23 protein-coding genes are annotated in these 24,633 nt (G+C 73.0%); 18 read left to right on the forward strand and 5 right to left on the reverse strand.

The features are described from left to right. Positions 1-31 precede the first annotated feature (31 nt). Entirely contained in the window at positions 32-1,000 is a 969-nt protein-coding gene (locus NRP21_RS13130) for an NAD(P)H-dependent flavin oxidoreductase (protein ID WP_257716655.1), read from the forward strand. 61 nt (positions 1,001-1,061) lie between these two features. On the opposite strand, the gene NRP21_RS13135 is transcribed toward NRP21_RS13130, so the two are convergent. Next, positions 1,062-1,808 carry a PEP-CTERM sorting domain-containing protein gene (locus NRP21_RS13135; protein ID WP_257716656.1) on the reverse strand — a complete coding sequence of 249 codons (747 nt, stop codon included), beginning with the start codon at positions 1,806-1,808 and terminating at the stop codon, positions 1,062-1,064. A 338-nt stretch (positions 1,809-2,146) separates the two neighbouring features. Here NRP21_RS13135 and NRP21_RS13140 point away from each other — a divergent pair, with 338 nt between their 5' ends. Next, positions 2,147-3,721 carry an ABC transporter substrate-binding protein gene (locus NRP21_RS13140; RefSeq protein WP_257716657.1) on the forward strand — a complete coding sequence of 525 codons (1,575 nt, stop codon included), beginning with the start codon at positions 2,147-2,149 and terminating at the stop codon, positions 3,719-3,721. A gap of 3 nt (positions 3,722-3,724) precedes the next feature. Here NRP21_RS13140 and NRP21_RS13145 read toward each other — a convergent pair whose 3' ends face one another. Both NRP21_RS13145 and NRP21_RS13150 read right to left on the reverse strand, forming a co-directional pair. Further along, entirely contained in the window at positions 3,725-4,390 is a 666-nt protein-coding gene (locus tag NRP21_RS13145; RefSeq protein WP_257716658.1) for an RraA family protein, read from the reverse strand. A 4-nt stretch (positions 4,391-4,394) separates the two neighbouring features. After that, positions 4,395-5,678 (reverse strand): ArgE/DapE family deacylase, encoded by a 1,284-nt coding sequence (locus NRP21_RS13150; RefSeq protein ID WP_257716659.1) that lies wholly within the window; start codon positions 5,676-5,678, stop codon positions 4,395-4,397. A 161-nt stretch (positions 5,679-5,839) separates the two neighbouring features. On the opposite strand from NRP21_RS13150, the gene NRP21_RS13155 reads away from it, so the two are divergent. From NRP21_RS13155 to NRP21_RS13205, 11 genes are all read left to right on the forward strand, one after another. Next, positions 5,840-6,850, forward strand: coding sequence for a Bug family tripartite tricarboxylate transporter substrate binding protein (locus NRP21_RS13155; RefSeq protein WP_257716660.1), 1,011 nt, complete (start codon positions 5,840-5,842; stop codon positions 6,848-6,850). 31 nt (positions 6,851-6,881) lie between these two features. Further along, positions 6,882-7,292 (forward strand): hypothetical protein, encoded by a 411-nt coding sequence (locus NRP21_RS13160; protein WP_257716661.1) that lies wholly within the window; start codon positions 6,882-6,884, stop codon positions 7,290-7,292. A gap of 88 nt (positions 7,293-7,380) precedes the next feature. Beyond that, a complete protein-coding gene (locus NRP21_RS13165; protein WP_257716662.1) occupies positions 7,381-8,106 on the forward strand; it encodes an ankyrin repeat domain-containing protein in 726 nt (241 codons plus the stop codon). A gap of 71 nt (positions 8,107-8,177) precedes the next feature. Next, a complete protein-coding gene (locus tag NRP21_RS13170) occupies positions 8,178-8,732 on the forward strand; it encodes a chemotaxis protein CheW (protein ID WP_257716663.1) in 555 nt (184 codons plus the stop codon). Next, a complete protein-coding gene (locus NRP21_RS13175; RefSeq protein WP_257716664.1) occupies positions 8,729-10,156 on the forward strand; it encodes a CheR family methyltransferase in 1,428 nt (475 codons plus the stop codon). The genes NRP21_RS13170 and NRP21_RS13175 overlap by 4 nt, the downstream gene beginning before the upstream one ends. Further along, positions 10,156-10,749, forward strand: a complete 594-nt coding sequence (locus tag NRP21_RS13180; protein WP_257716665.1) for a chemotaxis protein CheW — start codon at positions 10,156-10,158, stop codon at positions 10,747-10,749. The genes NRP21_RS13175 and NRP21_RS13180 overlap by 1 nt, the downstream gene beginning before the upstream one ends. A 5-nt stretch (positions 10,750-10,754) precedes the next feature. Further along, the gene (locus tag NRP21_RS13185; RefSeq protein WP_257716666.1) at positions 10,755-12,425 is read left to right on the forward strand and encodes a methyl-accepting chemotaxis protein; all 1,671 of its coding nucleotides are present in this window, start codon (positions 10,755-10,757) and stop codon (positions 12,423-12,425) included. Positions 12,426-12,458: 33 nt separating this feature from the next. Next, positions 12,459-14,681: an ATP-binding response regulator gene (locus tag NRP21_RS13190; protein ID WP_257716667.1), complete on the forward strand. Its 2,223-nt coding sequence runs from the start codon at positions 12,459-12,461 to the stop codon at positions 14,679-14,681. A gap of 1 nt (position 14,682) precedes the next feature. After that, the gene (gene cheB / locus NRP21_RS13195) at positions 14,683-15,762 is read left to right on the forward strand and encodes a chemotaxis-specific protein-glutamate methyltransferase CheB (RefSeq protein WP_257716668.1); all 1,080 of its coding nucleotides are present in this window, start codon (positions 14,683-14,685) and stop codon (positions 15,760-15,762) included. Then, positions 15,759-17,516 carry an ATP-binding protein gene (locus NRP21_RS13200; RefSeq protein ID WP_257716669.1) on the forward strand — a complete coding sequence of 586 codons (1,758 nt, stop codon included), beginning with the start codon at positions 15,759-15,761 and terminating at the stop codon, positions 17,514-17,516. Before cheB ends, NRP21_RS13200 begins: the two co-directional genes overlap by 4 nt. Continuing rightward, positions 17,513-19,396, forward strand: coding sequence for a response regulator (locus NRP21_RS13205; RefSeq protein ID WP_257716670.1), 1,884 nt, complete (start codon positions 17,513-17,515; stop codon positions 19,394-19,396). Before NRP21_RS13200 ends, NRP21_RS13205 begins: the two co-directional genes overlap by 4 nt. Before the next feature lie 7 nt (positions 19,397-19,403). On the opposite strand, the gene NRP21_RS13210 is transcribed toward NRP21_RS13205, so the two are convergent. Next, a complete protein-coding gene (locus NRP21_RS13210) occupies positions 19,404-19,604 on the reverse strand; it encodes a hypothetical protein (protein WP_257716671.1) in 201 nt (66 codons plus the stop codon). 94 nt (positions 19,605-19,698) lie between these two features. Beyond that, the gene (locus tag NRP21_RS13215) at positions 19,699-20,073 is read right to left on the reverse strand and encodes a VOC family protein (protein ID WP_257716672.1); all 375 of its coding nucleotides are present in this window, start codon (positions 20,071-20,073) and stop codon (positions 19,699-19,701) included. Between the two features lie 127 nt (positions 20,074-20,200). Between NRP21_RS13215 and NRP21_RS13220 the strand changes: the two genes are divergently transcribed. The 5 genes from NRP21_RS13220 (at position 20,201) to NRP21_RS13240 (ending at position 24,594) form a co-directional block, all read left to right on the forward strand. After that, positions 20,201-21,319, forward strand: coding sequence for a TRAP transporter substrate-binding protein (locus tag NRP21_RS13220; RefSeq protein WP_257716673.1), 1,119 nt, complete (start codon positions 20,201-20,203; stop codon positions 21,317-21,319). 47 nt (positions 21,320-21,366) lie between these two features. Next, entirely contained in the window at positions 21,367-21,915 is a 549-nt protein-coding gene (locus NRP21_RS13225) for a TRAP transporter small permease subunit (RefSeq protein ID WP_257716674.1), read from the forward strand. Positions 21,916-21,943: 28 nt separating this feature from the next. After that, positions 21,944-23,353: a TRAP transporter large permease gene (locus NRP21_RS13230; protein ID WP_257716675.1), complete on the forward strand. Its 1,410-nt coding sequence runs from the start codon at positions 21,944-21,946 to the stop codon at positions 23,351-23,353. Positions 23,354-23,370: 17 nt separating this feature from the next. Further along, positions 23,371-24,018: a GTPase gene (locus NRP21_RS13235; protein WP_257716676.1), complete on the forward strand. Its 648-nt coding sequence runs from the start codon at positions 23,371-23,373 to the stop codon at positions 24,016-24,018. A 144-nt stretch (positions 24,019-24,162) separates the two neighbouring features. Further along, a complete protein-coding gene (locus tag NRP21_RS13240) occupies positions 24,163-24,594 on the forward strand; it encodes a hypothetical protein (RefSeq protein ID WP_257716677.1) in 432 nt (143 codons plus the stop codon). Positions 24,595-24,633 lie beyond the last annotated feature (39 nt).

Genomic DNA, 24,633 nt, shown 5'->3' on the forward strand with positions numbered 1-24,633 from the left:
TCCGGCCCGAGGATCGGCACGGGAAGAGCTCATGGGATTGCGTGACCTGCTGCGGCAGCGGCTCCGGCTGCCGGTGATCGGATCCCCACTCTTCATCATCTCCGTGCCGGATCTCGTCGTGGCCCAGTGCACCAGCGGCGTGGTCGGCAGCATGCCCTCGCTGAACGCGCGCCCGGCGGAGCAGCTGGACGAGTGGCTGGCGGAAATCCGGGAGCGGCTGGACGCGCACGACGCCGCGCATCCGGACCGCCCTTCGGCGCCATTCGCCATCAACCTCATCGTCCACCGCTCCAACGACCGGCTTGAGCACGACCTCGCCCTCTGCGCGAAGCACCGCGTGCCGATCGTTATCACCTCGCTCGGCGCGCGGCCGGACGTGAACGAGGCCGTGCACGCCTATGGCGGCTACGTGCTGCACGACGTCATCAACCAGACCTTCGCGCGCAAGGCGGTGGAGAAGGGCGCGGACGGCCTCGTGCTCGTCGCGGCCGGCGCGGGCGGCCATGCCGGCAGCACCTCTCCCTTCGCACTGGTGCAGGAGACGCGCGCCTGGTTCGACGGCGCCATCGCCCTCTCCGGCGCCATCGCGACCGGCCGCGCCATCCTGGCGGCGCAGGTGATGGGGGCCGATGTCGCCTATATCGGCAGCGCCTTCATCGCGACGGAGGAGGCGCGCGCGGCCGAGGGATACAAGGCGATGATCGTGGAGGGGGCTGCGGGCGACATCGTCTACAGCGACCTCTTCACCGGCGTGATGGGTAACTACCTGCGCCCCTCCATCCGCAACGCCGGGCTGGACCCGGACAACCTGCCGCGGCCGGACCCTTCCTCGGTGAATTTCTCCACCAACCGCAACAAGCCGTGGAAGGACATCTGGGGATCGGGCCAGGGGATCGGCGCGATCGGGGCGGTGCAGCCCGCGGCGGAGTTGATCGCGCGGCTGCGCGCCGAGTACGAGGCGGCACTGGATGCGGCCCAGGTGCTGAGCGAGGGGCGGTAGGGGCACGAGCCCCGCGGAGCATCCGGCGGGGCGCCGGACGCGCCCTTCAATCCTGCCCGACCTAAGCGAGCCGGGCTGCACCGCGCCGACGGGCAACGCCCGCAAGCACGATCAGGCCCACACCGAGAAGGGCCGAAGAAGCGGGTTCCGGCACGGTGACGACCTGCACGTTGGAGAGAGCGAAGGAGGCGAACAGGTCAAGGTTCGTCTGGGCCTGACCGGTCCATGAGACGGTGAACATGTTCGTCGGGGCGTCGAACAGCGCGCCGAAGAAGTAGGACGACTGGGGGTCCTTCCACGCGGTCCCGCTGACGATTTTCCCTCCGCCCAGCTCCGGCATGAAGTCCGGCCCCGGCCAGTAGTCGGCCGCAAGGTGCAGCGCTCCCGTAAGCCCGATGATCTGGTAGGGAAGCGTGAAAGTGACCCGGTACGATCCGAGGCAGGGATAAATGTTCGAATAGCAGGTGAACGTCGCACCTAGGCCACCAGGGACCGACGGATTGGCGAAGGATGCCATGAAGCCGCGGCTGCTCGTCGCATTCGGATCATTGTACGGATAGGCCGCCAGCCCGGTCGGAACCGGGTCGTACACGGTGCCTTTGGTCCATGTGCCAAAGGCGTCCTGATAGGCGGCCTCGTAGCTCGGCAGCCCCAACAAATCGGTACTGCCGTATTGCCCAATGGAGGACAGGGCGGCAGCCCAACTGGCGGCATCCTGGTAGATGGCAGCCTCGGCACGGGGCGCCGCCGATGCGAGGCCTGCCAGGAGCCCGACAACCAGCGTGAAGCATTTCGAAAGGGACTTCATGGCCTGTTCCTCCGCACCCGGAGGAGGACGGGCAAGATGAATGCCAGCCAGAATTTGTAAGGATGTCAGGTGATTCCACGGAAGGTCCGAACGCCCCTGACACGTTCGTAAAGAACGCTGGCAATCGGCACAGGCCTGACGCCCGCACCAGGTCACAACGAAGTCCGGCCACCAACAGCATCTGCTGCTCCCCCATGCCGCGACTTCCCTTGCCGTTCGATCCGGCAAGAGAGGATGGGCATGACATGGGCGCAGCAATGGCCACACCTCCGCTCGGCATGGATCGTGCTAAACGTTCCGGGAATGAGCGGCCGGTTCAGCCGCCGAAGGAGCCCCCCATGTCGCTGCGCCGCCTTGTTCTCCACCTCGGCGCCTGCACCGCGCTCGCCTGGGCCGGGCCCGCCGCGGCAGAGACCACGCTGCGGATCTCGTTGAGCCTACCAGCCTCCAGCCTCGATCCCGTGCAGTCCACGGCGGCGACCGTCCGCAATCACGGCTTCTTCGTCTACGACCAGCTCTTCGGCCTGGACAGCAAGGGCGTGCCGAAGCCGCAGATGGTGCGGGACTGGACCGTCTCCGACGACCGGATGACCTGGCGCTTCACCCTGCGCGACGGGCTGGCCTTCCACGACGGGCAGCCGGTGCGCGCGGCGGACGCGGTGGCCTCCATCAAGCGCTGGGCGCAGCGCGACGTGGTGGGCCGCGCGCTGGCGGCGGCGACGGGCGCGATGGAGGTGGTGGACGACAAGACCTTCGAGATCCGCCTCGCCCGCCCCTTCGGGCTGGTGCTGGAAGCCCTGGCGCGCCCCACGGGCAGCGCGCTGTTCATCATGCCCGAGCGCATCGCGCAGACGCCGCCCAACACGGCCATCACGGAGGCCATCGGCTCCGGCCCCTTCATCTTCCAGGCAAATGAGTGGCGGGCCGGTGACCGCGCGGTCTATCGCCGCAACCCGAACTACCGCGCGCGGGAGGAGGCGCCGGACGGGCTGGCCGGCAGCAAGGCCGTTTACGTGGACCGCGTGGAATGGGTGACCATGCCCGACGCCACGGTGGCGGTGAACGCCCTGGGCAATGGCGAGCTGGATTTCGTGGAACAGCCCCCGCCCGACCTGATCCCGACGCTGGAGCGCAACCGCCGCGTGACCGTGTCGCCGGTGAACCCGGTGGGCAGCATGGCCTGGCTGCGCCTGAACCACACGCAGCCGCCCTTCAACGATCCCCGCGCCCGCCAAGCGCTTCTCTTTGTGCTGAACCAGCGCGACGTGCTGGAAGGGATGGGAATCCGCCCCGCCGAGCAGGTGCCCTACTGCCCGTCCTACTTCATGTGCGGCACGCCGCTGGAGACCGCGGCCGGCGCGCGCGGCTTGCAAAAGCCCGAGTTGGAGCGCGCCCGCGCCCTGCTGCGCGAGGCGGGCTATGACGGCCGGCCTGTCGTCTTCCTCAACGCCACCGACAACGTGCTGAACAACGCCTCCACGCTGGTGATGGCGGATGCCTTCAAGCAGATCGGCCTGAACATGGACGTGCAGGCGATGGACTGGGGCACGCTGACGGCCCGCCGCAACCGGCGCGAGCCGCCGGCCCAGGGCGGGTGGAACATGTTCATCACCATCGCCAACGCGCTGGATTCGGCGGACCCACTCTCCAACCTCTATCTCGCCAGCACCTGCGACGCGGCGCCGGCTGGCTGGCCATGCGACGAGGAGCTGGAGCGCCTGCGCGCCGCCTGGGCCGCCGAGGGCGACCCGGGCAAGCGGCGCGCGCTGCTGGACCAGGTGCATGCCCGCGCCTACGAGGTTCTGCCCTACATCAATGGCGGCCAGTTCCGCGCCAATGCCGCCTGGCGCAGCAATGTCACGGGCATCCGGCCGACGACGGTGCCGGTCTTCTGGGGCGTGCGGAAGGAGTAGGCCCTACCCTCCCGTCACGCGCGCCGTCGCGCCCGAGAGCGCGCCGAGGCGCACCTCCCCGGCGGCGAGGCGCCGGGCCGTCTCGGCGCCGCGGGCCTGGGTCTCGATCGCGCGCCGGGCCTCGGCCTCCGCCTCGCCGGGCGGCAGGACGAGGACGCCGCTGCTGTCGCAGATCACCGCATCGCCCGGCATGACCACCACGCCACCGATGCTCACCGGCACGTTCATTCCCCCGCCCATGTCGAGCATCTGTGTGGTGACCGGGGCGAGGCCGCGGCACCACACGGGGAAGCCCGCCTCCTCGATCTCCTCCAGGTCCGTGCAGGGCCCGTCCACCACGGCGGCTACGGCGCCCGCCGCCCTCGCCGCCACCGCCAGCCCGCCGCCGATGCAGGCGTGGCGGTCGTCGCCCAGCCGGTCCACCACCAGCACATCGCCGGGCCGCAGATGGTCCAGCGCGTGGGCGAGGATCGTGCCGTCATTCGCGGGCAGCATCACCGTGAAGGCGGTGCCCGCCACGCGCCGGCGCGGCAGGAGGGGCGCGACGTGCCGATCCACGAAGCCCCAGAGCCGCCAGTGCCCGATGGTGGCGGTCTCCGCCTTCTCCAGCAGGGCAACCAGCGCCGGTTCCAGCGAGGGCGGAGGGGCGCCGGTGACGTAGCGGGCCATGAGGTCAGCCCTGTTCCACCCCGCACCAGTCGGCGATGAAGGCGGCCATGGAGAGCGTCGTCTTCTTCAGCAGATCGAGGTTCGTCCGCTCGTCGAAGCCGTGATTCCCCTCGCCGCCCGGGCCGTAGCAGAGGGCAGGCATGGCGTAGTAGCGGCCGTAGTAGCGCGTGTCGTTCACGGCGGTGGAGAGCCGCGCTTCCATCCCCGCGCCGAAGGCCTGCTCATGCGCGGCGGCCAGCACGCGCTCCGCCTCGCTGCCCTCCTCCAGCACGTAGCCGTCCGCGACGAAGCCGTGCCAGGTGATCTCCGGCGGGTTGTTGGCAAGGAAGGTGTCGCCCGCCCGCGCCGCCTCCACCGCGCGCTCGATTCCCTTCTGCACCTCGGCCACCTCCATGGAGGGCGTGAGGCCGATACGGCAGTCCACCTCGCACCAGGAAGGCGTGGAGGAGGCCCAGTCGCCGCCGCGGATGATGCCGGGGTTGAACTTGATGGGGTTCTTCACCCCGCCGAAGGAGGGATCGGATTTCGCTTTCTCGTTCAGCTCCACGGTGAACTTCTGCAGCGCCTGGATCAGGTGCATGGCGGAAAGGATGGCGTTGGTGCCGCTGTCGGCCACCGCCACATGCACGGGCACGCCGCGCACGCGCAGGCGGAACCAGATGGTGCCGGTGTGCGCGCGGGTGATGGTGCCCGCCGTCGGCTCCGGAATCAGGCAGGCATCGGCGCGATAGCCGCGCAGCAGCGTGGAGAGGGCGCCATTGCCCGTGCTCTCCTCCTCCGTCACGGTCTGGACGTGGATGTCGCCCTTCGGCGTCAGCCCGGCCTCCTTCAGCGCGTCCATGGCGAAGACCATGGCGGCCACGCCCGCCTTCATGTCGTTCGCGCCGCGGCCATAGAGCCAGCCGTCGCGCACCACCCCGGCATAGGGCGGGTGCGTCCACATGGAGGTCGGGCCCTCCGGCACCACGTCGATATGGCCCTGCAGGATCAGGCTGCGCCCGCCCGCTTCCTTCGCGCGCTTCGTCGCCACCACCTGCACGGAGCCGGCGGGGTCCACATCCACCATCGGCGCCGCCTTCTCGTGCGATTCGAGCGGCACGTCGGCGAGGGTGTAGCGATCCACCTGGTAGCCGCGCCCGGCCATCTGCCGCGCGAACCAGTCCTGCAGCGGCGCTTCCCGCCCGCGCAGGCTGGGGAAGCGGACCAGCTCGGAGAGAAAGGCGGTCTCGGCCTCGAAGTTCTTCTCCACGGCGGCGCGCAGGCGGTCGAGGATGGCGGGATCGGGCAAGGCGGGCGTCCTTTCGCGGTGCGGTGCGAATGGTTGCGCCGGGACGGGGCGGGAAGGAAGGGGCCGGGCGCCGTAAAGCCGGGACAGACCCGCGCTTCCCGCAATTGCGAGTGAGTTGCGGATTGGCTATCTCCGGCCCGCCTATCCGGACGGAGCCCGCCATGGACCTCGCCAGCCCTCCACCGCGCCTCGCCCGTCGCAGGCTTCTGCTCGCCTCCGGGGCAGCCGCCATGCTCGCCACCCCGGCCATCGCCCAGACCGCCAATGGCCGCCAGCCCGTCACGATCATCGTTCCCTTCACCCCCGGCGCGCCGCCCGACATCGTGGCGCGCGTGCTGGCGGAAGGGCTGCAGAAGCGGCTCGGCCAGCCCGTGGTGGTGGACAACCGGCCGGGCGCCAGCGGCAATATCGGCGCCGGCCTCGTCGCCCGCGCGGCGCCGGACGGGCACACGCTGATGGTCCACACCACCACGCTGGTGATGAATGCCGGCCTCTACGCCAGCCTGCCCTACGACCCGCTGGCCTCCTTCGCCCCAATCGCGATGCTGACGGAGGTGGACTACGCGCTGGTGCTTCACCCGTCCGGCGGCGCCGACCTCGCGGAATTCATCACCCGTGCCCGCGCCCGGCCGGAGGCGCTGAACTACGCATCCCCCGGCATCGGCACGCCGCACCACCTGCTGATGGAGCTGTTCCAGCGCCAGGCCGGGCTGCGGCTGCTGCACGTGCCCTATCGCGGCACCGCCGGCGCGGTGACAGGCGTGACGGCGGGCGAGGTGCAGGCGATGTTCATGCCCGTAAGCGGCGCGGCGGAGCTGACGCGCGGCGGCCCGTTGCTGGCCGCGGCCGTCACCGCCCCCGCGCGCCTCGCCCTGCTGCCCGAGGCCCTCACCCTGGCCGAGAGCGGGGTGGAGGGCGTGACGGTGCGGGACTGGTTCGGCCTTCTCGCCCCCTCGCGCGTGTCCCCGGCTGCGCTGGAGGGGCTGAACGAGGCGGTGAACGCCGTGCTGGCCGCCCCGGAGACGGTGCAGGCGCTGGAGTCGCAGGGCTACAACGTGGCCGGCGGCACGGCCGAGGCCTTTCGGCGGCGCATGGCTACCGACATGGAGCGCTGGGGCAGCCTGGTGCGAGAGGCCGGGATCACGGCGGACGGCCCCGCCCCGGGCCGCTGATGGCGGCGCGTTCCGCCAGCAGGCCCGAATCATGAACACGGTCCTTCCGCAACCGGGCCGGACACCCCAGATGCTGGGCATGATCCGCGCCCTGTCCCTCCTCCCGTTTCTTGCCCTCGCCGCCTGCGCCACCGGGCCCACTCTGGACCAGCGGCTCTCCACCTTCGTCGGCCGATCGGAGCTGGAGCTGGTCTCCGCGCTCGGCGTGCCGACGCGGCACTACGAGACGGGCGGGCAGAAGTTCCTGCAGTACGACGAGCAGCGCACCGTCGCCTTCCCCGCCGGCTTCGGGGGTGGGCCCTTCTACGGGCCCTACGGGCGCGGCTTCTACGGCGGCGGCTTCGTCGGCACCACTTACGCCCCCGTGCAGTGCGACGTGACCTTCGCGCTGAACGACGGCCGCGTCTCCGGCTTCAGCTTCCGCGGCCAGGGCTGCGCCTGACCGGGTATAACGGACCGGCTGCCGCCGAGAGGGCAGCCGGGCGCCGCGGGATTGGCCCCGCCGCGCGCCGAGGGCTATAGGAGTGACCATGCGCCGCCTCCCTCTCCTCCTCGCCCTGGCCGGCCCGCTGCTGGCCTCGCCCGCCTTTGCCCAGATGGGCGGCGGCATGGCGGGACGGGGCGCGCCCCCGCCGGCCGGCAACGCGGCCCGCCCGCCGCCGCCCGCCCTGCCCGGCCTGGCCAACCGCCGCGCGGTGGAGCCCATCCCCGCGGAGACGCCGAGCGCGAACCTCTCCCCCAACGATGCGATCTTCGACGCGGTGAACCGCGGCGACCTGGGGGCGGTGAAGGAGGCCATGAGCCGCGGCGCCGACCTCAACGCCCGCAACCAGCTCGGCTTGACGCCGGTGGACGCGGCGGTGGACCAGGGGCGGACGGAGATCGCCTTCTATCTCCTCTCCGCCCGCGGCAGCGCCGGTAGCGGCCCGACCATGGCGCCGGAACCGACACCGACACCAGCACCGGCCCCCGCCGCGGGCCGCGGCCGGAACGGGCGTGAGGCGCCGGCCGCCGCCCGCGCCGAGGAGGCCGGGCCCGCCCGTCCCTCCGCCCTGCTGAGCGACCCGCCGCGCGGAGGCCGTACGGCCCCCACCGCCCCTTCCGCGCCCGTGCGCGCGCGGCTCTTCGCCGGGGATGGCGGCAGCCCGCGGCCGGAGATCGGCTTCCTCGGCTTCGACGCCGGCCGCCCCGCCGGGGCCGAGCCACTGCCCGAGGCCGTGGAGCGCCCCGCCGCGCGGCGCGGCCGCCGGGCCTGAACCCGGCGCCCCCGCAGCGGCCCGGCCCGGAGGGCGGGGCACCCCCTGCCTTCCACCCTGCAGCAACCCTCGTGGCAGCACCGCCCGACCCGCCCCTGCCCGGCCCTGCCCAACCCGGCGCGCTCGTGCTCTTCAGCGTGGGCGGGGCCCTCTGCGCCCTCCCGCGGGAGGCGGTGCGCGCCCTGCTGCCGCTGCCGAGGCTGGACGCCCCGCCGGGCCTGCCGGCGCCCCTGGCGGGCTTTCTCAACCTCGGCGGCGCGGCTGTACCCGTGGTCGCCCTCGCGGCCCTGCTCGGCCTGCCGCCCGGCGAGCCGCACCCCTACCGCCACCTGATCCTGCTGGAGAGAGGGCGCGCCGGCGCGGCGGGGCCCGTGGCTCTCCTGGTGGACCGGGCGGCGGACGTGCTGCCGGCCGGGCTGCCCCTGCGCCCCGCGGATGAGGGCACCTCCCTCGGCGATACGGTGGCGGGCGCGGTGGAGCTGCCCGCGGAGTCCGGCGGCGGCACGGCCCATCTCCTCGCCCCGGAGCGCCTGCTGATGGCGCAGGAGGCGGCGATCCTGGAAGCGCTGGCGCGGCAGGCGCAGGAGAGGATGGCGCGGTGGGAGGCGCCCGGGGGCGCCGCATGAGCGGCACGGCCGGGGAGCCGGCGTCGCCCGACGGGGATTTCGCGCCGCTCAAGCGCCTGATCATCGCCCGCACCGGCCACGCCTACTACGAGGACAAGGACGCAGCGCTGTGGGAGCGGGTCCGCGCGCGCATCCGCGCGACCGGCGCGGGGGGATCCGCGGGATACGCCGCCCTTCTGCGCGACCCGGCGGAGGGCGAGGCCGAGTGGGCCGCGCTGGAATCCGCCATTACCATCGGCGAAACCTTCTTCTTCCGCGATGCCCGGCAATTCGCGGCCCTGCGGGACAGCATCCTGCCCGGGCTGATCGCGCGCCGAGCGGAGGCGAGGCGGCTGTGGATCTGGTCGGCCGGCTGCTCCACGGGGGCGGAGCCCTACTCCATCGCCATCCTGCTGCGCCGGCTGCTGGGCCCGGCGCACCGGGAGTGGAGCATCACGATCCTCGGCACGGACATCAGCGAGGCGGCGCTGGCCGCCGCGCGCACCGCCCGCTTCTCCCCCTGGGCGCTGCGCGGGATGGGGGCGGCGGAGCGGGCGCGCGACTTCGTGCCCGTGGATGGCGGCCGCGCCTGGCAGCTGCGGCCGGAGCACCGCGGCACCGTGCGCTTCGAGCGGGGAAACCTGCTGGCACTGCTGGACGGCAGCCTGCCGCTGGGCATGACGGATTTCGACCTCATCCTCTGCCGCAACGTGCTGATCTACTTCGACCGGGCGCAGGTGCCGGCCATCGTGCGGGCCCTGGCCGGGCGGCTGCGGCCGGATGGCTGGCTCCTGCTGGGCCACGCGGAGCCTGACCCGGCCTACGGCGCCTTCCTGGAGGCCGTCACCCTTTCCGGCGCCACGGCCTGGCGCCCGATCCAGGGTCCGCCGGCCCCCTCCGCCCTCTTCCACCCGGCGCCCGAGGAGGCCTCGCAAGGGCCGGAGCCCTGGCAGCCCCTCCTTCCGCCCCTGGCGCCACCACCACCGGCCCGCCCGGCCCCGATCCTGCTGACCGCCGCCCCGGCGGCAGGGGATGACCTGCCCGCCGTGATCGGGCGGGCCCGCGCGGAGGCCGATTCCGGCGCGCTGGACGATGCAAAGGCCACGCTGCGCGCCGGGCTGCTGGCCCATCCCACCGCGGCGGCGCTGCACTACTTGGACGCTCTCGTCGCGCGCGGCCTCGGCGATGCGGCGGCGGCCGAGGCGGCGCTGAGGCGCGCCCTCTACCTCGACAAGGGCTTCGTGGCGGCGCACTACCAGCTCGGCCTGCTGCTGCTGGGCCAGGGCGCGGACGCGGCGGGGCGGCGCAGCGTGGCGAACGCCGCGCGTCTGGCCCGCGCCCTGCCTGGCGACACCGTGCTGGAGGAAGGGGACGGGATGACGGCGGAAACCCTGCTCGGCCTCGCGCGGCAGCACCTGGATCAGCCGCTGAACGGGGCAGGCTGATGGCGCTGCGCTTCCTACCCAATCCGGGGATCCTCGGCACCGTCGGCGAGGCGCGCGCGGCGCGGCTGCTGGACGAGCGCGCCGAGGCCCTGGCCCGCCGCGGCGCGCCGGAACCGCCCAGAGGAGCGCCCGTGCTGGTCGTCGCCGTGGGAGCGGAAACCTTTGGCGTGCCGCTGGCGCGCGTGGCGGAGGTGCTGCCGGCCGAGCCCCCCTGCCCCCTGCCCGGCGCCCCGCCCGCCCTGCTGGGGCTGCGCGCCCGCGCCGGGCGGCTGCACGCCGTGCTGAACCTGGCCGCGCTGACCGGGGCGAACGCCGGCGATGCGCCGGAGGGCGGGCACGACGTGCTGCTGCGGCCGGGGCCCGGCGGGCGGCGCTTGGCGCTGCGCGTCGTTCGCGCCCTCTCCGCCGCCGAGCCGGTTCCTCTGCCGCCGGAGCGCGCGCCCGCCGGCCCGGGCGGCGCGGTGGCCTTCCACGCGATGCTGCCCGGCCCCGATCCGCACGGGACCGCCACCATCATCGCGGTGCTCGACCTCGACCGACTCCTGCGGCCCTATGCCGCGCCTTCCACAGCCCCAGACGCACACGGAGCCTGACCCGCGTGTCCATCACCAACCGCGCCCTGCTGGGCTTCGTCGCGCTCACACTGCTGACCATCCTCCTGGGCTTCTGGAGCCTGGACCAGTTCGAGGTGGTGCGGGAATCCACCCGCCTCGTCGCGACGCGGGACGGCAGCGTTTCGCGCCAGGTGGACGACGTGCGGAACGCGCAGATCAACCTGCGTAACACCCGGTCCCGCATCATGATCGCCTATCTCGGCCGCCGCGCCGCCCCGGAGGCCGCCCCCGCCGCCGTGCCGACGGCGGACTGGCAGCAGGGCAGCGCGCGCATGGCGACGCTACTGAACAACGCGCTCGTGGCCGCGCAGGGCTTCGCCGCCGGGGCCCTCGCGCCGGACCGGGTGGAGGCCTGGCAGCGCGTGATCGCCGCGCTGAACGAGGTGAACGCCGCGCTGCAGCGTCACCGGGACCGGGTGGAGGCGAAGCTCCGCTCCCTGGCCGCGGACGACGTGAACGCCGTGCTGGCCGCCGAGCCCGGCGTGGCCGAGAGCGCGACCGAGCTGGACCAGTCGCTGGACCGGGTGGACGCGGCGATGGAGCGCCTGGCGGTCATCGGGCAGCAGCGGCTGGACGAGATCTCGGAGCGCTCCCGCGTGCTCATCCTCGGTGGCATGGGGCTGGCGGTGCTGATCGCGGTGGCGGTCACCCTCCTCGTGCGGCGGGCCATCTCGAAGCCGCTCGAGGTGCTGGTGGAGTTCGTGCAGCGCATCGGCCGGGGCGATCTCTCCGGCACCCCGGCGCGGGAGGGAAGCGACGAGTTCGGGCGGCTGGGCGAGACGCTGAACGCCATGGTGGCCGGGCTGCGCGACCTGGCTCGCCAGAGCCGCGACGCCACCCACCAGCTGGACGCCGCCACCGCCGAGATCCGCGCGAGCACGCAGGAGCAGGCAGCCTCCGTGGAGGAGCAGCTAGCGGCTGTGCAGGAGACGGCGGCCACCGTGGACGAGATCACCCATTCCGGCAGCCAGATCGGTAAGCGCGCGCAGGAGGTGATCGCCGCCGCCCAGGCCACGGTCCGCACCAGCGACAGCGGGCTGCGCGCCGTGGAGGAGACGGTGCGCGCCATGGACAACATCCGCGAGCAGGCGGAGCGCGTGGCCGAGAACATCGTGGCGCTGAGCGAGAAGACCCAGGCCATCGGCGAGATCACCGCGACCGTGAACGACATCAGCGAGCGCAGCCACCTGCTGGCGCTGAACGCGGCCATCGAGGCGGCGGCGGCCGGGGAGCAGGGCCGCAGCTTCGCCGTGGTGGCGGCCGAGCTGAAGTCCCTCGCCGACCAGGCGAAGGAGGCGACGGCGCAGGTGCGCGCCAACCTCGGCGACATCCAGCGCGGCATCAACTCCTCCGTCATGCTGACGGAGGAAGCGGTGAAGCGCGCCGCCGCTGGGCGCGAGCGCACGGCGCAGAGCCACAAGACGATCCGCGAGATCACCGGCAGCGTGCAGGAGGCGGTGCAGACCTTCCAGCAGATCGTCGCCAGCACGAACCAGCAGCAGCTCGGCATCGAGCAGGTGATGGGTGCCCTCTCCAACATCCGGCAGGCCAGCCAGCAGACGGCGGCGGGCACGCGGCAGCTGGACCAGGCGGCGGCGAACATGGGCGAGCTGAGCCAGGGGCTGGTCCGCCTGGCCGACCGCTACCGCATCTAGGCCCAGGACCAGAGCAGAGGAGGGAAGCCGGGCGTGTCCGACTTCCGCGCGGAACTGCTGGCGGCCTTCGCGGCCGAGCATCGCGAGCACCTTGCCGCCATCCGCGAGGCCCTGGCGGCGGAGGATGGCGACGGCGCCGTGGCGCTGGAGCCCGCGGCGCTGCGCGAGGTGTTCCGCCGCGCCCATTCCCTGAAGGGCGCCGCCCGCGCCGTGGACCTGCCGGGGCTGGAGGCGGTGGCGCACCGGGTGGAGTCGCTGCTGGCGCGGGAGATGGACGCGGCCGCCGGCGGCCCGGCGCGGTTCGCGCCCGCCACCCTGGCCCTGCTGCACCGCGGGTTGGACGCGATCGAGGCCAGCGCAGCCGCCATGGCTGCCGGGGCGGAGGCGCCGCCGGTGGAGGCCGTGCTGGCGGCGCTGGACGGTGCCCCCGAGCCTCCCGCAGCCCCGCCGCCCCCGCCCTCGCTCCCGCCCCGCGCGCCCGAAGAGCCGGCGCAGGCCCCTGCGCAGCCCGCCGCGCCGGGCGAGGGCCACCTGCGGGTGGAGGCGGCGCGGGTGGAGAGCCTCTCCGCCGCCATGCACGGGCTGAAAGCGCTGATCGGGCGCCAGGACTCCACTATCGCCGGGCTGCGCGGGTTGGAGGCGGAGTTGCGCGCCCTGCGGCGAGGCTGGGACGGGCTGCGCGCCGCCCTTCCGGCGGATGCGGCCCTCGCCCCGCGCCTGCGCGGCTTTGACGCGGCCTTGGGCGAGGCGGTGCGCCACCTCGCCGCCCTCTCCCGCCAGGGCCGCGCCATGGAGGACGCGCTGGACCGCGCCGCCGCCACCCTGCAGGAGGAGGTGGAGGCCATCGCCCTCGTGCCCGCCGCTACCGTGCTCGGCCCGCTCGCCGCCGCGGCGCGGGAGATGGCGCGGGAGGCCGGGCACGAGGTGACGGTCCGCACCGAGGGGCTGGAAACCCAGGCGGAGCGCCGCGTGCTGCAGGCGCTGAAGGACCCGGTGCTGCACCTGTTGCGCAACGCCATCGGCCATGGCGCGCCACGAAACGGGCAGCGGGCGGAGATCGGGCTGCGGGTGGCCGCCACGGGGGGCGGGCTGACCGTGACCGTCTGGGACAACGGGCCGGGCCCCGACCTCGCCTCCATCGAGGCCACGGCCATCCGTCGCGGGCTGCTGGCCCCGCGCGCACCGGGCGCGGCCCCGCCCTCGGCCGATTCGCTCCTCGCCCTCGTCTTCGAGCCGGGCTTCTCCACGGCGGCGGAGGTGGACCGCCTCTCCGGCCGCGGCATGGGGCTTTCCGTGGTGGCGGAGGCGGCGGTGGCCCTGCATGGCGGCGCCGCCCTCCGCCGGCGCGCCCCGGTCAACGGTGCAGGCGGGGCGGAGGTCGTGATCGCCCTGCCCCCCTCCACCGGCCGGCGATCGCTGCTGCTGGTGGAGGCGGGCGGGCAGGTGCTCGGCCTGCCCGGCGGGAACGGGCTGGTCACGGTCGGGCCCCTGCTGCGGATCGACCCGGCCGCGATCATCGCCGCCGAGGGGCGGCCCGTCGCCCGGCTGGTGCTGGAAGGCGGGGAAGGGCTGGTCCCGATCGCCTCCCTCGCCGCGCTGCTGGGCCGGCCGGAGGAGCCGGCGCCGGGCCCGGTCCAGGCCGTGCTGCTGGCCCGCGGCGGGGCGCGGCTGGCCCTGACCGTCTCCGCCCTGCGGGACGCGCGCAGCCTGGTGGTGACCGAGGTGGACGCGCCGGGCCTGGACACGGCCCTCATCTCCGGCGCCGCCCTGCTGGAGGAGCAGGCCGTGGCGCTGGTTCTGCGCCCGGACGGTCTGCTGGACCGCGGGCTGCGGGAGGCCGCGCGCCCCGGCGCCCCCCGCCCCCTTGCCCCCGCCGCGCCGGAGCGGCGGCGCCACATCCTGGTGGTGGACGACTCGATCACCACCCGCACGCTGGAGCGCAGCATCCTGGAAGCGGGCGGCTACCGGGTGAGCCTCGCGGTGGACGGGGTGGACGCGCTCAACTCTCTGCGCGAACCCGGTGCCTCGGTTGACCTCGTGCTCGCCGACGTCGAAATGCCGGCGATGGACGGGTTCGGGCTTATCGAGGCCATCAGGGCGGATCCGCACTTGGCGGAGCTGCCGGTGATTCTCATGACCTCCCGCGACAGCCCGGGCGACGTGCAGCGGGGCATGGAGCTGGGCGCCAGCGCGTACCTGACGAAGCAGGGCTTCGACGGCCAGAGCCTCCTGGCCACTATCGGCCAGCTGATCTGAGATGTCCCTGGCGTCCCCCGTGCGCGTGATGATCGTGGAGGACAGCGCCGTGGTGCGCCACCTCCTCTCGCACATCGTGTCCCGCGATCCCCGCCTCCAGCTCGCCGCGGCCGTCCCCTCGGCCGAGGAGGCGCTGGCCGAGATCGAGCGGGTGCGGCCGGACGTGATCTCCATGGACATCCGCCTGCCCGGGATAGACGGGCTGGAGGCGACCCGCCGCATCATGGCGGAACACCCCACCCCCATCGTGGTGATCGCCGATGCGGTGGAGGAGCGTGGGCTCCGCATCTCCATGAACGCGCTGCGGGCGGGGGCGCTGACCGTGGTGGAGAAGCCCCTCGGCCCCGGGCGCGAGGGATGGGAACGCGCGGCGGAGGGGATCTGCACCCAGCTCTTCATCATGAGCCAGGTGCCGGTGATCCGGCGGCGCGGGGGCGGTCTCGGCGCGGCGCGCCCGGCGCCGCGCGCCGAGGCCGCCTCCGCGCCGGCCCGCCCCGCGCTGGTGGGCATCGGCACCTCCACCGGCGGGCCGCCGGCCCTGGCGCGGGTGCTGGGTGTGCTGCCGGCGGACTTCCCCGTGCCCGTGCTGGTGGTGCAGCACATGGGCGCTCCCTTCATGGAGGGCTTCGCCGCCTGGCTGGACGGGCTGGTGGCGCCGCGGGTGGAGATCGCGCAGGACCGCACCCTGCCCCGCGCCGGCCATATCTACGTGGCGCCAGGGGATCGGCACCTCGGCATCACCGCGGGCGGGCTGATGCAGGTCAGCGAGGCGCCGCCCGTGGGTGGCCAGCGCCCGGCGGCGGACGTGCTGTTCCAATCCATGGCCCGCAACCTCGGGCCGCGCGGCATGGGCATCCTGCTGACGGGGATGGGCGAGGACGGGGCGCGGGGGCTGACCGCCCTGCGGAACGCCGGCGGCCTGACGCTGGCCGAGGACGAGACGACGGCCGTGGTCTACGGCATGCCGGCGGCGGCGGCGCGGCTGGGCGGGGTCTCGGCCCTGCTACCGCTGGACCTGATCGGCCCGCGCCTGCTGAAATCGGTGGGAGGCGGCGCCGAGGTGGGCGCGAGAGGACCATGAGCGCCGAGGCAGCATGGCGAGAGGGGGCACGGGACGAGGCGCCCCGGATCCTTCTCGTCGAGGATTCGGAGACGCAGGCCCTCCAGCTCCGCCGGATGCTGGAGGCGGAAGGCTTCGCCGTGACCCGCGCCGCGACGGCCGAGGCGGCGCTGGACGGGCTGAACGGCCCCCTGCCCGCCCTGGTGATCGCCGACTACCACCTGCCCGGCATGAACGGCGACGAGCTGGTGCGCCGCATCCGCCTGAACGTGCGCGCCCGCGCGCTTCCCGTGCTGATGCTGACCGATGCCGGGAGCGGCGATGGCGGCGCGGACCTGGAGCGCCAGGGCCTGGAGAGCGGCGCGGACGCCTACGCGCCGAAATCGGCCGGGCGGGAACTGATCCTGGCCCGGCTGCGCGCCCTGCTGCGCCGCGGCGCCGAGAACGGGGAGACGATGGCGGACTCGCCCGGCGCGGGCTTCCGCCGGGCGCGGCTGCTGCTGGTGGATGATGGCCCGACCCACCGCCTCTGGCTCTCCGCCCTGCTCGCCGGGGATGGCGACAGCGTGGAGGCGGTGGACAGCGCCGGCGCGGAGGCGGCGGCCTGCCGCGAGGGCGAGGGCTGGGACGGTGTGCTGATCAACCTGGCCGGGCTGGGGCCGGAGGGGCTGGCGCTGTGCCGCCGGCTGGACGCGCTGCGCATAGCGGCCGCGGAGCGGGCGGGCGACGCCGACGCCGCCTTCCGCATCGTGGCGCTGGAGGGCGCGCGGGCCAGCCCCGTTGCCGCCTTCGAGGCCGGGGCGGACGACGTGCTGCCCGCCGAGGCGGTGGGCGAGGCGATCCGGCTGCGCGTGCGCGCCCTGGTCCGCCGCAAGCTGCTGGGCGAGGAGAACCGCCGCATTGAGGCCGCGCTGCGCGAGCGGCTGCGGGAGGTGGAGCGCGCGCGGGCCGAGGCCGCCTCCGCCGAGGCGCGCGCCGCGCTGGCCGACGCGCTGGAGCGTGCGAACGCGGAGCTGGGGGCCGCCAACCACGCATTGCGCGACACCCAGGGCAAGCTGGTGCAGGCGGCGAAGATGGCCTCCCTCGGCGAGCTGGTGGCGGGCATCGCGCACGAGATCAACAACCCGCTGGCCTTCATCCTGGCGCACCAGGGCACGGTGACGCGGCTGCTGGACGGGCTGGCGCCGCGCGTGGCCGGGGATGAGGAGGCGGCGAAGGCCGTGGGCAAGGCCGTGCAGCGCGCGGAATCCATGGCCGTGGGGCTGCGCCGCATCCAGGAGCTGGTCTCCAATCTCCGCCGCTTCTCCCGCATGGAGGAGGGCGGCGCGCAGGAGGTGGACGTGCCGGAGGCCATTTCCACGGTGCTGGCCCTGCTGACCCACAAGCTCTCTGACCGGATCGTGGTTGAGCAGGACTTCCAGGCGCCGCGAATCCTGCGATGCTCCCCGGCCCTGCTCAACCAAGTGGTGATGAACATCGTCGGAAACGCGGCGGACGCGATCCAGGGACCGGGCCAGATCCGCGTGGCGACGCGCCTGGACGGCGGAGACTACGTGATCGAGGTGAGCGACTCCGGCCCGGGCGTGCCGGAGGAGATCCGCGCGCGCATCTTTGAGCCCTTCTTCACCACCAAGCCCGTGGGCTCCGGCACGGGGCTCGGTCTCTCCATCGCCTACACGGTGGTGCAGGCCCATCACGGCAGCATCGCCGTGGACGACGCGCCGGGGGGCGGGGCACGCTTTACCGTCCGCGTGCCGGCGGAGGAGAGGGCGTGACGGCAGGGGGGAATCCTGGCGGGCGCGCGACGATCCTCCTCGTGGACGACGAGGCGGAGATCCTAACGGCGCTGACGGACCTGCTGGAGGACGATTTCGAGGTCGTCTCCACCACCCGGCCGGAGGAGGCGCTGGCGATGCTGGCGGACGGGCTGTGCCCGGCCGTGATCCTCTCCGACCAGCGCATGCCCGGGTTGACCGGCGACGCCTTCCTGGAGCGCGCGCGCACCCATTCGGATGCGGAGGCGCTGCTGCTGACGGGATATGCCGAGCTGGACGCGGTAGTGGGCGCGGTGAACCGCGGGCGCATCGCCGGCTACGCCGCCAAGCCCTGGGAGCCGGCGGCGCTGCTCTCCATGGTGACGGCGGCGCGGGACCGCTACGCGCTGCGCCACGCGCTGGAGACGGAGCGCGCCCTGATGCGCGGGCTGCTGGAGAACCTGCCGGAGCAGCTCTCCTTCAAGGATACGGCCGGGCGCTTCATCCGGCTGAACGGGGCGAAGGCCGCCACGCTGGGCGGCACTGTCGAGTCCCTCCTCGGGCGGCGCGAGGCAGACTTCCTTGCCCCGGGCGATGCGGCGCGGCTGGCGCGGGCCGAGGCGGGCGCGCTGGCGGAGGGCGCGGTCTCCGAACTGGTGGAGGAGCCGGGCGGGGTGGAGGGATCCTCGCGCTGGATGCAGGTCAGCCGCGTGGCGCTGGGCGGAGGCGTGCTGGTGACGATCGGCCGCGACGTGACGGAGGCGCGCCAGATGGAGGCGCGGCTGCGACAGGCCGACAAGATGCAGGCGCTCGGCACCATGGCGGGGGGCGTGGCGCACGACTTCAACAACCTCCTCACCGCCATCCTCGGCAGCCTGCAGCTGGCCGGGCGGCGCGTGGGGGACAATCCCGGGCTGCACCGGCTGCTGCGGAACGCCACCATGGCTGCGGAGCGCGGTTCGGCGCTGACGCGGCGGCTGCTCGCCTTCTCCCGCCGGAACGAGCTGGCGCTGCGCGCCGTCTCGGTGAACGCGCTCATCCTCGGCATGGGGGACCTGCTGACGCGCAGCCTGGCCGGGCCGAGCGGAACCACCGTGGAGGTGCGCCGGCGCCTGGCGCCGGAGCCGGTGACGGCGGTGGTGGATCCGGAGCAGCTGGAATTGGCGCTGCTGAACCTCTGCATCAACGCGCGGGACGCGATGCCCGGTGGCGGCACCATCACCATCGCCACGGAGGAGGTGGCCGTGGCGGCGGAGCAGGTACCGGACCTGCCGGCTGGTTCCTACGTGCGGGTGACGGTTGCCGACACGGGCACGGGCATGACGCCGGAGGTGCTGGCGCGGGTCTTCGAGCCCTTTTTCACCACGAAGGAGGTGGGCAAGGGCACAGGGCTGGGCCTTCCCATGGTCTATGGCCTGGTCCAGCAATCCGGCGGTGGGCTGACCATCGACAGCCGGCCCGGCGAGGGCACGCGCGTGGCGCTGTACCTGCCCGCGGGGGACGGGGTGGCGGCGCAGGGCGTCGGCGAGCCGCGGGAGGTTGCCCCGGCGCGGGAGCCGGTGCGCGTGCTGGTGGTGGACGACGACGCCACAGTGCGCGAGGTGACAGCCGGCTTCCTGGCCGATCTCGGCCACGAGACGGTGGAGGCCGATGACGGAATCGCCGCCCTGCGCGTGCTGGAGAGCGACCCCTCCGTCCGGCTTATGGTGGCGGACTTCGCCATGCCGCGCATGACAGGGGCGGAACTGTCGGAGCGGGCGCGCTCGATGCGGCCGGACCTGCCGATCCTGCTCGTGACGGGCTACGCGGAACTGGCGGCACTGGCCGCCAACATCCCCGTTCTGCACAAGCCCTATCGCCAGGCGGACCTGGCGGAGCATGTGGCGCTTCTGCTGGGCTGAGCCTCCCTCAATCCGCCGACAAGGGCTGCGTCCCCCGGGCGGCGGCGCCGGCCAGGGCCGCGATCTCGCGCAGTGCGGCGAGGGTGAGGGGCACCTGGGTCAGCGCGCCATCGATCCCGTGCAGGTGCAGGGCCACGCCGGCAGGTCCTTCCAGCAGGGCGCCGGAGTGGACAGGGCGCAGGATGCGGGGGGAGGCGGAGGGAGTCATGGGCGTTCCGGTCTCGTCCTGAGGGGGCGCCGGATCTTCCGGCCCGCACAGCATTCCGGCGCCCGCATGAACGAAGAATGAACAATCCCTGCCCTCAGTGCGGTTCCTCGAAGGTCAGGCGGTTTCCGGCGGGGTCGGTCACGCGCAGGATGCGGGAGCCCCAGGGCGCCTCCTCCAGCCCGGGCCGGGCGAAGCCGTAGTCCTTCGCCAGCGCGGCATGGAACCCCTCGATCCCCTGCACCCGCAGCAGCAGGGCCGATCCGGGCGTGGCGTCGCCGTGGTGCTGGGTGAGGTGGACCGTCACGCCACCGATCGAGATCCCGGCATAGAGCGGCAGATCCGGCGCGAAGCGGTGCTCCCAATCCCAGGAGAAGCCGAGATAGCCGACGTAGAAGGCACGGGTCGCTGGGACGTCGAACATGCGGAGAATGGGGATGGCGGGGCCGAAGGCCGGGGCGCTGGTCTGCATGAAGCCAGCGTAATGCCCCCTGTCCTCTCGGGCACGCGATCAGTGCTAGGCAGCGGGGCCATGGAAGGTTAAGGGGCGAAAGGAGCGCCCGCGTCCGACGGGCCCACACCGGGAGCCAAAACATCCGATGAACCGCCGCCGTTTCGTCGCGGGCGCGCCCCTGGCCGCTGCCGCGGCCACGACGCTCGCCGCCCCCGCCATCGCCCAGACCGCGCCGGAGCTGCGCTGGCGCATGGCTTCCTCCTTCCCCAAGAGCCTGGACACGATCTACGGCGCGGGGGAGATCGTGGCGCGGCGCGTGGCGGCGCTGACGGATAACAAGTTCCAGATCCGCGCCTTCGCGGCCGGCGAGATCGTGCCCGCCTTCGGCACGGTGGACGCCGTGCAGCAGGGCAACATCGAGTGCGCCCACACCGCCTCCTACTACTTCGTGGGCAAGGACCCGACCTTCGCCTTCGACGGCACCGTGCCTTTCGGCATGAACTTCCGCCAGCAGAACGCCTGGCTGAATGCCGGCGGCGGGCACGAGGTGATGCGCGAGTTCTTCGAGAGCTACAACATGGTCTCCTTCCAGGCCGGCAACACGGGCGCCCAGATGGGCGGCTGGTTCCGCAAGGAGATTCGCAATGTCGGGGACCTGTCCGGCCTGAAGTTCCGCATCGGCGGCTTCGCCGGCAACGTGGTCCAGAAGCTCGGCGCGGTGCCCCAGCAGATCGCCGGCGGCGACATCTACGCGGCGCTGGAGCGCGGCACGATCGACGCCGCCGAGTGGATCGGCCCCTACGATGACGAGAAGCTCGGCTTCAACCGGGTGGCGCCCTATTACTACTACCCGGGCTGGTGGGAGGGCGGGCTGAACCTCTCCCTCCACATCAACAAGGCGAAGTACGACGAGCTGCCGGCCCTCTATAAGGAAGCGCTGCAGAGCGCCTGCCGCGACGCGACGATCGAGACCATCGCCAAGTACGACAACCAGAACCCGGCGGCCCTGCGGCGCCTGGTCGCGGGCGGCGCGCAGCTTCGCGCCTTCCCGCGCGAGGTGATGCAGGCCTGCTACCGCGCCACCTTCGAGCTCTACGACGAGACGGCGGCCGCCAACCCGCGCTTCAAGAAGGTGTACGACCACTTCAAGGCGTATCGCGACACCCAGCTCCAGTGGTTCCGGGTGGCCGAGAACTCCTATGACAGCTTTGTCTACCTGATGCAGGCGCAGGAGCAGCAGCAGGCCGCCCAGCCGCGCCGCTAGGCACGGCGGCAGGGCCGCCCGCCGAGCACCCAAGGAATACGGATACGATGAAGCCACTGCTCGCCTTCAGCCGCTTCGTGGACGACCTGAACACAAAGATCGGCTGGATCGCCGACTGGATGACGCTGCTGGCCTGCGCCATCAGCGCCGGGAATGCCTTCGTGCGCTACGGCATCTCCTACTCGTCCAACGCCTGGCTGGAGGTGCAATGGTACCTCTTCGCGGGGATGGTGATGCTGGGCGCCTCCTACACGCTGTTCCGGAACGAGCACGTGCGGGTGGACATCCTCTACGGCAACATGTCCGAGCGGGCGCGGCTGTGGGTGGACGTGTTCGGCTTCATCGTCTTCTTCCTGCCCGCCATGATCCTCCTGGCCTGGATGACCTGGCCCTTCTTCCTGGACAGCTGGCAGCGCGGGGAAGGCAGCCAGAACGCCGGCGGCCTGCTGCGCTGGCCCGTGAAGCTGCTGATGCCCGTGGGCTTCGTGCTGCTGACGCTGCAAGGGCTCTCGGAGCTGATCAAGCGCATCGCGCTGCTGCGCGGCATGAAGCCGGAGAGCGAGGCGGTCGTCGCCTACGAGCGGCCTCTTCAGTGAACCAGACGACGACCGGACGGATCTTTCCATGAACGCGGACTACATGCCGCCGCTGATGTTCGGCGGCCTGGTGCTCTTCCTCCTGCTCGGCTTCCCCGTGGCCTTCTCCCTGGCCGCGGTGGGGCTGTTCTTCGGCTTCATCTCCATCGAGCTGGGCTTCTTCACCACCGCCTATCTCGGCAACCTGCCGCTGCGCGTCTTCGGCACGCTGTCGAACGACCTGCTGCTCTCCATCCCCTTCTTCACCCTGATGGGCGCGATCTTGGAGCGCTGCGGGTTGGCGGAGGACCTGCTGGAGGGCACGGGGCAGCTCTTCGGCAAGATCCCGGGCGGCCTGGCCTATGCCGTCATCCTCGTCGGCGCCGTGCTCGGCGCCATCACCGGCACGGTGGCCGCCTCTGTCATCGCCATGGGCATGATCTCCCTGCCGATCATGATGCGCTACGGCTACGACATGCGGATTGCCACGGGCGTGATCGCGGCCTCGGGCACCATCACGCAGGTCATCCCGCCCAGCCTCGTCCTCATCGTGCTGGGCGACCAGCTCGGCCGCTCGGTGGGCGACATGTACGCGGGCGCGATCGGGCCCTCCATCCTGCAGATCCTGCTCTTCATGGCCTTCATCGCGGGCGTCTCCATCTTCGCGCCCCACAAGGTGCCGGCCCTGCCGGCCGAGGCGCTGGGCAAGCGCGGCTGGCCGCTCTACTGGCGCGTGCTGAAGGGCATGGTGCCCTCCATCGTGCTGATCTTCCTCGTGCTCGGCACCATCTTCCTGGGCCTCGCCACCCCGACGGAAGCGGGCGCCATGGGCGCGGTGGGCGCGGTGGCGCTGGCCTGGGTGAACGGGCGCTACTCCTGGGTCCTGATCCGGGAAGCGATGTCCAACACGATGCGGATCACCGCCATGGTGATCTTCATCCTCATCGGCTCCACCGTCTTCTCCCTGGTGTTCCAGGGCGTCGATGGCGGGCTCTGGCTGGAGCACATGCTCTCCGGCCTGCCGGGCGGGCAGGTGGGCTTCCTCATCGCCGTCAACGTCTTCGTCTTCTTCCTGGCCTTCTTCCTCGACTTCTTCGAGATCGCCTTCATCATCGTGCCGCTGCTGGCCCCCGTGGCCGCAAAGCTCGGCATCGACCTCGTCTGGTTCGGCGTGCTGCTCTGCATCAACCTGCAGACGAGCTTCATGCACCCGCCCTTCGGCTTCGCGCTGTTCTACCTGCGCGGCATCGCGCCGAAGTCCGTCCTCTCCCGCGACATCTACTGGGGCGCGGTGCCCTGGCTGCTGCTGCAGCTCCTGCTGGTGGCCATCGTCATCATCTGGCCGGAGAGCGTGACCTACTGGATCGACAAGGGGACGGGCGTGGACCCCAACTCCGTCCGGATCGAGGTGCCGATGCCCGACACGGGCGAGGACGCGCCGCCCATCACCTTCAACTAGGCGGGCAACTGCCGGGAATGGGGTTCCTGGACCGGGTCTGGGGGGCGCTTCGCGGCGCCATCCCGGGCCTTTTCCGTTCCACCCTGCCAGCGCCGCCGGACTGGGCCGCGGGGCGCGGGCGGATCCTGCTCGTCGGGCCGACCGGGGCGGGGAAGAGCGCGCTGGTGAACGCGGTGCTGGGCGAAGAAGCCGCCCGCTCCGAGGCCGGGGCGCCCGTGACGGCGGGGACGCGCTGGTACGGCCGGGAGTCCGGCCTCGGCCTCGCCCTGGGCGACACGCGCGGGCTGGAAGCGGCGGAGAGCGCGGCGCAGGTGGCGCGGCTGGAGGCGGCTATCGCGGAGGCCGGCCCTGCCCGGCGCCCGCACCTCGTCTGGCTCGTGGTGAACGCAGAGGGCGGGCGAGCCTTCGCCGGCGAAGGAACCCTGGCCGCCTTCGCGGAGGCGCTGCGCAGGGTGGGTATTCCCTTCCTCGTCGTGCTCACCCATGCGGAGCCCGGCGCGGAAGCCCATGCCCGGCTCCGCGCGCGGGTTGCGGAGGCGATGGGCGATCTGCCGGTTATCGCGGTGAACACGCGGCCACTGCTGGGCGAGGGTGGGGCGGTGCTGCTGCCCGCGCACGGGCTGCAGGAGCTGCTCACCGCCTCCCGCCCCTTCCTGCCGGGCTGACCCGCGGCCCGGAGGGCTGCCCCGAAAGCGCCATGCCTGCCGCGAAGTGACCCCGCCCCCGTCATGCCGGCGACGCAACCTAGCGCAAAGCTTCCGGTTGTGGGAGGCCCGCTATCGGACTCCCCGGAAGAAGGAACGCCTTCGATGATCGCTCGCATCGCCCTTCTCGGCACCGCCGCCGCCGCGCTGCTCTCAGTGGCGGCCCAGGCCCAGACGGCTGCCCCGGCGGATGGCACGCCCGGCAACCCACCCGGCACGGCGGCCACCCGCGCCCTGGACCGTGCCGCCGGCACCAACACCTCGGGCGCCTACCCCTCCCAGTCCGACGGCACGCGCGCCAACCCGCCGGGCACCGCAGTCGGCCGCGCTGCGGACCGCGCCGCCCCGGCCCATCCGCAGCACCGCCAGGCCGAGACGCATCGCGGCAGCAACCCGCCCGGCACCGCCGCCACCCGTGCCTTCGACCGGGCGGCGGGCACCAACACCTCGGGCGCCTATCCCTCCCAGTCGGACGGCACGCCGGCCAACCCGCCCGGCACGGCGGCCGGGCGCGCGGCAGATCGCGCCACGCGGTAGGCGCCGCGACGCGCCGAAGCAGGAAGGGCCCGGTTCGCC

Origin of the sequence: Roseomonas populi (assembly GCF_024594815.1) — a bacterium.
Lineage (GTDB): Bacteria > Pseudomonadota > Alphaproteobacteria > Acetobacterales > Acetobacteraceae > Roseomonas > Roseomonas populi.

Bases quoted from the DNA above. Each gene is read 5' to 3' on its own strand.
- NRP21_RS13130 (WP_257716655.1), top strand. From the start codon at position 32: ATGGGATTGCGTGACCTGCTGCGGCAGCGGCTCCGGCTGCCGGTGATC.
- NRP21_RS13135 (WP_257716656.1), bottom strand. From the start codon at position 1,808: ATGAAGTCCCTTTCGAAATGCTTCACGCTGGTTGTCGGGCTCCTGGCA.
- NRP21_RS13140 (WP_257716657.1), top strand. From the start codon at position 2,147: ATGTCGCTGCGCCGCCTTGTTCTCCACCTCGGCGCCTGCACCGCGCTC.
- NRP21_RS13145 (WP_257716658.1), bottom strand. From the start codon at position 4,390: ATGGCCCGCTACGTCACCGGCGCCCCTCCGCCCTCGCTGGAACCGGCG.
- NRP21_RS13155 (WP_257716660.1), top strand. From the start codon at position 5,840: ATGGACCTCGCCAGCCCTCCACCGCGCCTCGCCCGTCGCAGGCTTCTG.
- NRP21_RS13160 (WP_257716661.1), top strand. From the start codon at position 6,882: ATGAACACGGTCCTTCCGCAACCGGGCCGGACACCCCAGATGCTGGGC.
- NRP21_RS13165 (WP_257716662.1), top strand. From the start codon at position 7,381: ATGCGCCGCCTCCCTCTCCTCCTCGCCCTGGCCGGCCCGCTGCTGGCC.
- NRP21_RS13175 (WP_257716664.1), top strand. From the start codon at position 8,729: ATGAGCGGCACGGCCGGGGAGCCGGCGTCGCCCGACGGGGATTTCGCG.
- NRP21_RS13180 (WP_257716665.1), top strand. From the start codon at position 10,156: ATGGCGCTGCGCTTCCTACCCAATCCGGGGATCCTCGGCACCGTCGGC.
- cheB (WP_257716668.1), top strand. From the start codon at position 14,683: ATGTCCCTGGCGTCCCCCGTGCGCGTGATGATCGTGGAGGACAGCGCC.
- NRP21_RS13200 (WP_257716669.1), top strand. From the start codon at position 15,759: ATGAGCGCCGAGGCAGCATGGCGAGAGGGGGCACGGGACGAGGCGCCC.
- NRP21_RS13210 (WP_257716671.1), bottom strand. From the start codon at position 19,604: ATGACTCCCTCCGCCTCCCCCCGCATCCTGCGCCCTGTCCACTCCGGC.
- NRP21_RS13215 (WP_257716672.1), bottom strand. From the start codon at position 20,073: ATGCAGACCAGCGCCCCGGCCTTCGGCCCCGCCATCCCCATTCTCCGC.
- NRP21_RS13220 (WP_257716673.1), top strand. From the start codon at position 20,201: ATGAACCGCCGCCGTTTCGTCGCGGGCGCGCCCCTGGCCGCTGCCGCG.
- NRP21_RS13225 (WP_257716674.1), top strand. From the start codon at position 21,367: ATGAAGCCACTGCTCGCCTTCAGCCGCTTCGTGGACGACCTGAACACA.
- NRP21_RS13230 (WP_257716675.1), top strand. From the start codon at position 21,944: ATGAACGCGGACTACATGCCGCCGCTGATGTTCGGCGGCCTGGTGCTC.
- NRP21_RS13235 (WP_257716676.1), top strand. From the start codon at position 23,371: ATGGGGTTCCTGGACCGGGTCTGGGGGGCGCTTCGCGGCGCCATCCCG.
- NRP21_RS13240 (WP_257716677.1), top strand. From the start codon at position 24,163: ATGATCGCTCGCATCGCCCTTCTCGGCACCGCCGCCGCCGCGCTGCTC.